We start from the raw sequence: 6231 nt of genomic DNA on the forward strand, positions 1-6231 counted from the left end.
GCAGGTACTCGTCGCGGCGACCGCTACCCGACCGTGTCCACGCGTTGATGCTCGTCGCGCCGTACTGCGAACCCCTGCTCGACTACGGTCGGCCGCCGCACGGATGGACGGAGCCCGGGATCACCGATTTCGTCGAGTCGTGGCGCGACGCCGTCCGGCATTGGGGTGAGGGACTGACGGTGCCGTTGACCGACGCGCACGTCGACAGTCCCTACAACCGCCGGTTGATGGCCATGCTCGAGCGGTGCTCGGCGTCGCCGAGCACGATGAGCGCGCACCTCGAGGCGAGTCTGCGGATCGACTATTCGCACGCCCTCGGGTCGGTGCAGTGCCCCACGAAGGTGGTGCTGGTGTCCGGGGGTTCGATTCCGGTGGCCCCGGCGAGATATCTGGCCGGCCTGGTGCCGCACGGAGAGCTGGTGATCACCCGGCCGTCCCCGCGCGGCGCCGCGCTCGGCGAAGCATGGTCACAGGTCCAGACCATGGTCGAGGAACTCGTCCGCGGGTCCGTCCCACCCGTCGACGCGCGCGTTTTCGCGGCAACCCTGTTCACCGACATCGTCGGGTCGACCAAGCTCCTCGCACGCATCGGCGACACCTCCTACCGGGCCCTGCTCGCACGTCACGAACGCGACGTCCGGTTCGCGGTGACCGAAGCGGGCGGGCGGCTGGTGAGCACCGTCGGGGACGGCACCTTCAGCCTGTTCGACGGGCCCGTGGCCGCCGTGCAGTGCGCGGCACGGATCGTCGAGGAGGCGCACCGTCTCGGATTCGAGGTCCGTGCCGGGGTACACGCCGGCATCGTCGAGCCGACCGGCACGGACGTCACAGGCATGACCGTGCACGTGGGCGCGCGGATCGGCGCCGCCGCCCGCCCGGGGGAAGTGCTCGTCTCGCGCCACGCGCGCGAGCTGGCCGGCGGATCGGGCCTGTGGTTCGCCGACCGGGGGTCGCATCGGCTCGCCGGCGTGCCGGGCAAGGTCCGTCTCTTCGCCCTCGTCGGCGGGCAGCCGACCCTGCAGGCGCCCCGCAGACGCGTCTCGCTCAACCCCTTCGACCGTGCCGTCCTGCGGGCGGCGCGACGCACCCCGCAGGTGTTGCGTTCCGCTGCCGCGCTTGCCAACGCCCGGCAGCGGCGTCGCTCGGAGGAGAACTGAAGGGCCGGCCGGCTCGTCAGCCGCCGGTGTAGAACGCGCTCGTCCGGCCGGCGGCAGCGCGTGCCTGTTCGGGGTCCTCGCCGGCGGCGATGTCGGCCTCGCACCAGGCCGCGCTGCTGTCTCGGACGAACTGCAGTCCCTCCTCCGACATCGACCAGGCTTCGAACTCCTTCGGATTCACCGATTCTCCCGATTCGAGGTGCAGACCGAGTCCGAGAAATGCCAGATCCCAGCCGATACCGACCGCACCCGGACCGTACTGCTCCCAATGCTCGTCGGGGCGGGCGATGTGTGAGAGTTCCAGGCGCGCGCGGCCTCCCGGTTCGGGGAGGATCGACACCTCGATCCAGCTGACCTGTCCCGCGAATTCCCAGGTGGCCGTGAACATCCGCGGCGGATCGCAGGTGAGGATCTCGCCGGCGGCGTTGCCTTCGAGCCGGTACCGGCCACCGACCTGGAGGTCGCCCTCGACGGGCAGGAACCAGCGGGGGATGCGCTGCGGATCGGTGCACGCCTCCCACAGGTCCTCGGCGCTCGTGCGGTAGCTGCGCGAGACCGTGACGACCTCGGCCTCGCGCCCCTCGACGGTGCGGCGCCCGACCGTGCGGCGATTCGTCTCGTTGCTCGTGATCACGTTCTTCATGAGGATCTCCTTCTCTCGTCGGGTCGGCGGATCGTGGGCGGGGCCACATCCCGGCTCCGCCGCTCGCGCTTGCCGCGCGCGATCTCGGTCTCCAGGGCATCGAGCGCCGCGAGGACCGGCGGATGCAGGCCCGCGAGCCAGTCCTCGAGTTCCACGAGGACTGCGGGATCGAGTTCGTAGTAGCGCCGGGTGCCGTCCTTGTGGACGACCGCGAACCGCTGGTCGCGCAGGGTCTTGAGATGTTGCGAGACTGCCGGCTGTGAGATCGAGAACTCCCGGCCGATCACCGCGACGATCTCACCCGCCGTCTGCGCACCGCCCGCGAGCAGTTCGAGAATGCGGCGTCGGACCGGATCTGCGAGGACCTCGAACCCGTGCACGAACCCCACTATATAAGTTTCTACTTATATTGACCAGAAGCACGGTTTTGCTCCCTAAACTTCGAGGCATGCCGACAACGACGCGCGTCTCCGAGGAAAAGGTCGACCGAGCGGTCATCGACAACCGCGCTCCCTCGGTCGCCCGTCTGCTGCTCGACCGAGTGTCCGCCACCCCCGACGAGGAGGCCTTCCGCTTCCCCGACGGGGCCGACGGATGGACGTCGGTCACCTGGGAACAGACCGGAGACCGGGTGCGGCTGCTCGCGGCCGGCCTGATCTCCCTGGGCATCGAATCCGAGGACCGCGTGGCCCTCGCCTCGTCCACCCGGTACGAATGGGTGCTCTCCGATCTCGCCGTCATGTGCGCGGGCGCGGCGACGACCACCGTCTACCCCACCACCCACGCCGCGGATGTCGCGTTCATCGTCGCCGATTCCGGCAGCCGGATCGTCATCGCCGAGGACGCAGCGCAGGTGGAGAAACTCGTCGGTCACCGTGGGGATCTCCCCGAGGTCATGAAGGTCGTCGTTCTCGACGGTCCCGGCGACGGCGACTGGGTGATCGGCTTCGACGAACTCGCCGAGCTGGGCCGTGGCCTGCTCGCCGAGGACGCCGGAACCGTGCTCGACCGGATCCACAGCATCCGGGCCGAGCACCTGGCCACCCTCATCTATACCTCGGGCACCACCGGCAAACCCAAGGGCGTGCGCCTGCCGCACTCGGCGTGGACCTACGAGGCCGCCGCCATCGACGCGCTGCACATGCTCACCTCCGACGACCTGCAGTATCTGTGGCTGCCGTTGTCGCACGTCTTCGGAAAGGTGCTGCTCACCCTCCCCCTGCAGATCGGCTTCCCCACCGCCGTGGACGGCCGTGTCGACAAGATCGTCGAGAATCTTGCGGTCGTTCGCCCGACCTTCATGGGCGCGGCCCCACGCATCTTCGAGAAGGCGCACGCACGCGTCGAGGGGATGATGGAGGAGGAAGGCGGCGCCAAGAAGAAGATCTTCGACTGGGCCGTGGGTGTGGGCCGGAAGGTGTCGAAGGCACGACAGGACGGCAGGTTACCCGGCCTGCTCGACAATCTGCAGCACGGCCTTGCCGACAAGCTGGTCTTTTCCACCGTTCGCGAACGTTTCGGCGGCAGGCTGCGGTTCTTCATCTCCGGTTCGGCGGCACTCAACCCGGACGTCGGCGAATGGTTCGACGCCGTCGGCATCCCCGTCCTCGAGGGTTACGGTCTCACCGAGACCTCGGCGGCGACGTTCGTCAACCGTCCCTACGCCAACCGGATCGGCACGGTGGGCTGGCCCGTCCCGGGCACCGAGGTCCGCATCGCGGAAGACGGTGAGGTGCTCGTTCGCGGCCCCGGTGTGATGACCGGCTACCACAACCGGCCCGACGCGACCGCGGAGTCGCTCTCCGACGACGGGTGGTTCCGCACCGGCGACATCGGCAGCCTCGACGACGAGGGCTACCTGCGCATCACCGACCGCAAGAAGGACATGTTCAAGACGTCGCAGGGCAAGTACGTCGCGCCGTCGTCGCTGGCAGCGACGTTCAAGGGCCTGTGCCCCTACGCCTCGGAGATCGTCGTCTACGGCGAGGGCAAGCCCTACTGCGTGGCGCTCGTGGCCCTGGATCCGGAGTCCGTCGGCGAGTGGGCGAACAAGAACGGTGCGGGCGGCTCGTTCGAGCAGATCGCGCGGCACGAGAAGACCCACGGACTGATCTCCGAGTACATCGACGAGCTGAACCTGCAGCTCAACCGGTGGGAGCAGATCAAGAAGTTCACGATCATCGAACGTGAACTGTCGGTCGAGTCGGGCGATCTGACGCCGAGTATGAAGCTGCGCAGGAAGGTCGTCGTCGACAACTTCGCGGACAGGCTGACAGGCCTCTACGAGAGGTGACGGCCTATCCTGGATCTCATGATGAGTAGTGCACGACCGAATTTCCCGCGGCGGATCGGCTACATGTTCGGTCGCACGCTACCGCCCGAGATGCGGGAGTGGGTACGCGACGACATCCTGGGCCCCGGCGGATCGCGCCGGTACCTGCTGCGATGGAATCTTCCGGCGATCCCCCTGCTCCTGCTGTTCCTCCTGATCCCGGGACCGGTGTGGATCCCGATCTCGATGATGCTGCTGCTGCTGCTGCCGTGGACGTACTTCTCGGTGGCGTTGATGCCCATCTGGCAACGGCACCGGCTCCAGCAGCACGGTCTCGATCCGGAGCTGCTCAGCGCGAAGGCACGCGCACGCGCCGACCGCGAACGAGAGGACTACGAGCGCCGTTTCGGTCGCGCGTCCTGACCGGGCCTCCCACCGTACGGGGCACCGCGTCCGCCTATCCTCACACCATGAGTGACGCCACTGCCTTCACAGCCACCGCCGACCTCGCCGACGAGATCGGCCCGGACATCCGCAGCTGCGACACGCAGTTCATCCAGTTCGGCGGCCGCACCGAGTTCGTCGGCCCCATCACCACCATCCGCTGTTTCCAGGACAACCTGCTCGTCAAGCAGACCCTCTCCGAGCCGGGCAACGGCGGCGTGCTCGTCGTCGACGGTGGCGGCAGCATCCACACCGCGCTCGTCGGCGACATCATCGCCGGTCGCGGTGTCGACAACGGCTGGGCCGGAGTCATCGTCAACGGCGCGGTCCGCGACTCCGCGATCCTGCGCACGCTCGACATCGGCATCAAGGCCCTCGGCACCAACCCGCGCAAGAGCACCCAGACCGGTTCGGGCGAGAAGAACGTGCCCGTCGAGATCGGCGGCGTGACGTTCAACCCCGGCGAGATCGTCTACAGCGACTCCGACGGCGTCGTCGTCCGCGCCGAGAACTGATCACCGGGCGCGCGGGTCACCGCATCATTCGTGCGCGACCCGCGCGCTCGCACCGGCGATCTCCACCACGTCGCCCACCTTCAGCTGACGGCCGCGACGCTCCTCCACCTCACCGTTGACCGACACGAGGCCGTCGGCGATCACTTCCTTGGCTTCTGCACCCGAATCGATGAGGCTCGCGAGCTTGAGGAACTGACCGAGCCGGATCGACTCGTCACGGATCGGTACATCGAATGCGTCGGACATGGCACCCATTGTCCCCGACACTGGATCCATGGCCCGCCCCAGCATCATCTGGTTCCGTCGTGATCTCCGGCTGAACGATCTGCCCACTCTGCTCACCGCCACCGAGGCCGCCGACGAGGTCCTCGCTCTGTTCGTCCTCGACGACGCACTGCTCCGGCCCTCCGGGGCGCGTCGTCGCGACTTCCTCACAGGTTGCCTGCGAGCACTCGACCGGGATCTCGGCGGGCGCCTGCTCGTCGTCCGGGGGGACCCCGCGACGGTCGTGCCGTCGGTGGTCGCCGAGTTCGACGCGACCGCAGTCCACATCAGTTCCGACCACGGCCCGTACGGCACGCGACGCGACCGCGCGGTGGCCGATGCTCTCGGCGACGTTCCGTTGGTGGCCACCGGCTCCCCCTACGCCGTCACCCCGGGCCGCGTGAAGAAACCCGACGGCACTGCCTACAAGGTGTTCTCGGCCTTCCGGCGCGCCTGGAACGACCACGGCCGGCACACGCCCGCAGCGACCGGCCCGGACACCGCCGACTGGGTGGACCCGACCGGCTGCTCCGCACGTGTCCCGATTCCGGACGAGGGTGACGAGCCCACGCCGCCCGCCGGTGAAGCAGCTGCGGTGGAGCGGTGGCAGGAATTCCTCGACGACGGTCTCGAGCGGTATGCCACCGACCGCGACCGGCCGGCCTTCGACGGCACCAGCGGACTCTCCCCCTATCTGAAGTTCGGCTGCATCCATCCGCGGACCCTGTTGCACGACCTGCGGAACCGCTCGGACGAGGGTGCCGCCACCTTCCGCAGCGAACTGGCGTGGCGCGACTTCTACGCCGACGTCCTGTTCCACCGCCCCGAGACCGCGCGCACCAACTACAACGGCGACTTCGACGCCATCACCTACGATTCCGGGCCCGACGCCGACGCCCTGTTCACCGCGTGGTGCGAGGGCCGCACGGGATTCCC

The 6231-nt window shown here is 68.5% G+C and carries 8 protein-coding genes; 5 read left to right on the top strand and 3 right to left on the bottom strand.

The window, feature by feature from the left end; all coding sequences use genetic code 11:
* Window positions 1–1157 (top strand): adenylate/guanylate cyclase domain-containing protein (locus R1101_RS26830; RefSeq protein ID WP_037223455.1); only part of this gene is annotated, 1157 nt, incomplete at its 5' end.
* Window positions 1158–1173: 16 nt separating this feature from the next.
* On the opposite strand, the gene R1101_RS0114170 is transcribed toward R1101_RS26830, so the two are convergent.
* Both R1101_RS0114170 and R1101_RS0114175 read right to left on the bottom strand, forming a co-directional pair.
* Window positions 1174–1800: an SRPBCC family protein gene (locus tag R1101_RS0114170; protein WP_016934069.1), complete on the bottom strand. Its 627-nt coding sequence runs from the start codon at window positions 1798–1800 to the stop codon at window positions 1174–1176.
* Window positions 1797–2180: an ArsR/SmtB family transcription factor gene (locus R1101_RS0114175; RefSeq protein WP_026003269.1), complete on the bottom strand. Its 384-nt coding sequence runs from the start codon at window positions 2178–2180 to the stop codon at window positions 1797–1799. Before R1101_RS0114175 ends, R1101_RS0114170 begins: the two co-directional genes overlap by 4 nt.
* A 68-nt stretch (window positions 2181–2248) precedes the next feature.
* Here R1101_RS0114175 and R1101_RS0114180 point away from each other — a divergent pair, with 68 nt between their 5' ends.
* Genes R1101_RS0114180 through rraA form a run of 3 tightly spaced genes read left to right on the top strand, consistent with a single transcriptional unit; the run spans window position 2249 to window position 5031 of the window.
* Window positions 2249–4093, top strand: coding sequence for an AMP-dependent synthetase/ligase (locus R1101_RS0114180; protein ID WP_016934071.1), 1845 nt, complete (start codon window positions 2249–2251; stop codon window positions 4091–4093).
* Window positions 4094–4111: 18 nt separating this feature from the next.
* Complete coding sequence (locus R1101_RS0114185) at window positions 4112–4495, top strand: DUF5313 family protein (RefSeq protein ID WP_026003270.1); 384 nt, start codon at window positions 4112–4114, stop codon at window positions 4493–4495.
* A 47-nt stretch (window positions 4496–4542) separates the two neighbouring features.
* Window positions 4543–5031, top strand: coding sequence for a ribonuclease E activity regulator RraA (gene rraA / locus R1101_RS0114190; protein WP_016934073.1), 489 nt, complete (start codon window positions 4543–4545; stop codon window positions 5029–5031).
* 24 nt (window positions 5032–5055) lie between these two features.
* Here rraA and R1101_RS0114195 read toward each other — a convergent pair whose 3' ends face one another.
* The gene (locus R1101_RS0114195) at window positions 5056–5277 is read right to left on the bottom strand and encodes an RNA-binding S4 domain-containing protein (RefSeq protein ID WP_026003271.1); all 222 of its coding nucleotides are present in this window, start codon (window positions 5275–5277) and stop codon (window positions 5056–5058) included.
* Window positions 5278–5305: 28 nt separating this feature from the next.
* Here R1101_RS0114195 and R1101_RS0114200 point away from each other — a divergent pair.
* The coding region (locus R1101_RS0114200) for a cryptochrome/photolyase family protein (RefSeq protein WP_016934075.1) at window positions 5306–6231 on the top strand (926 nt) is incomplete at its 3' end.

This window comes from Rhodococcus sp. R1101, from assembly GCF_000278445.1.
GTDB classification, from domain to species: domain Bacteria; phylum Actinomycetota; class Actinomycetes; order Mycobacteriales; family Mycobacteriaceae; genus Rhodococcus; species Rhodococcus gordoniae.

Coding starts and splice junctions, on each gene's coding strand:
- R1101_RS0114185 (WP_026003270.1), top strand. CDS start 4,112: ATGATGAGTAGTGCACGACCGAATTTCCCGCGGCGGATCGGCTACATG.
- R1101_RS0114195 (WP_026003271.1), bottom strand. CDS start 5,277: ATGTCCGACGCATTCGATGTACCGATCCGTGACGAGTCGATCCGGCTC.
- R1101_RS0114170 (WP_016934069.1), bottom strand. CDS start 1,800: ATGAAGAACGTGATCACGAGCAACGAGACGAATCGCCGCACGGTCGGG.
- rraA (WP_016934073.1), top strand. CDS start 4,543: ATGAGTGACGCCACTGCCTTCACAGCCACCGCCGACCTCGCCGACGAG.
- R1101_RS0114180 (WP_016934071.1), top strand. CDS start 2,249: ATGCCGACAACGACGCGCGTCTCCGAGGAAAAGGTCGACCGAGCGGTC.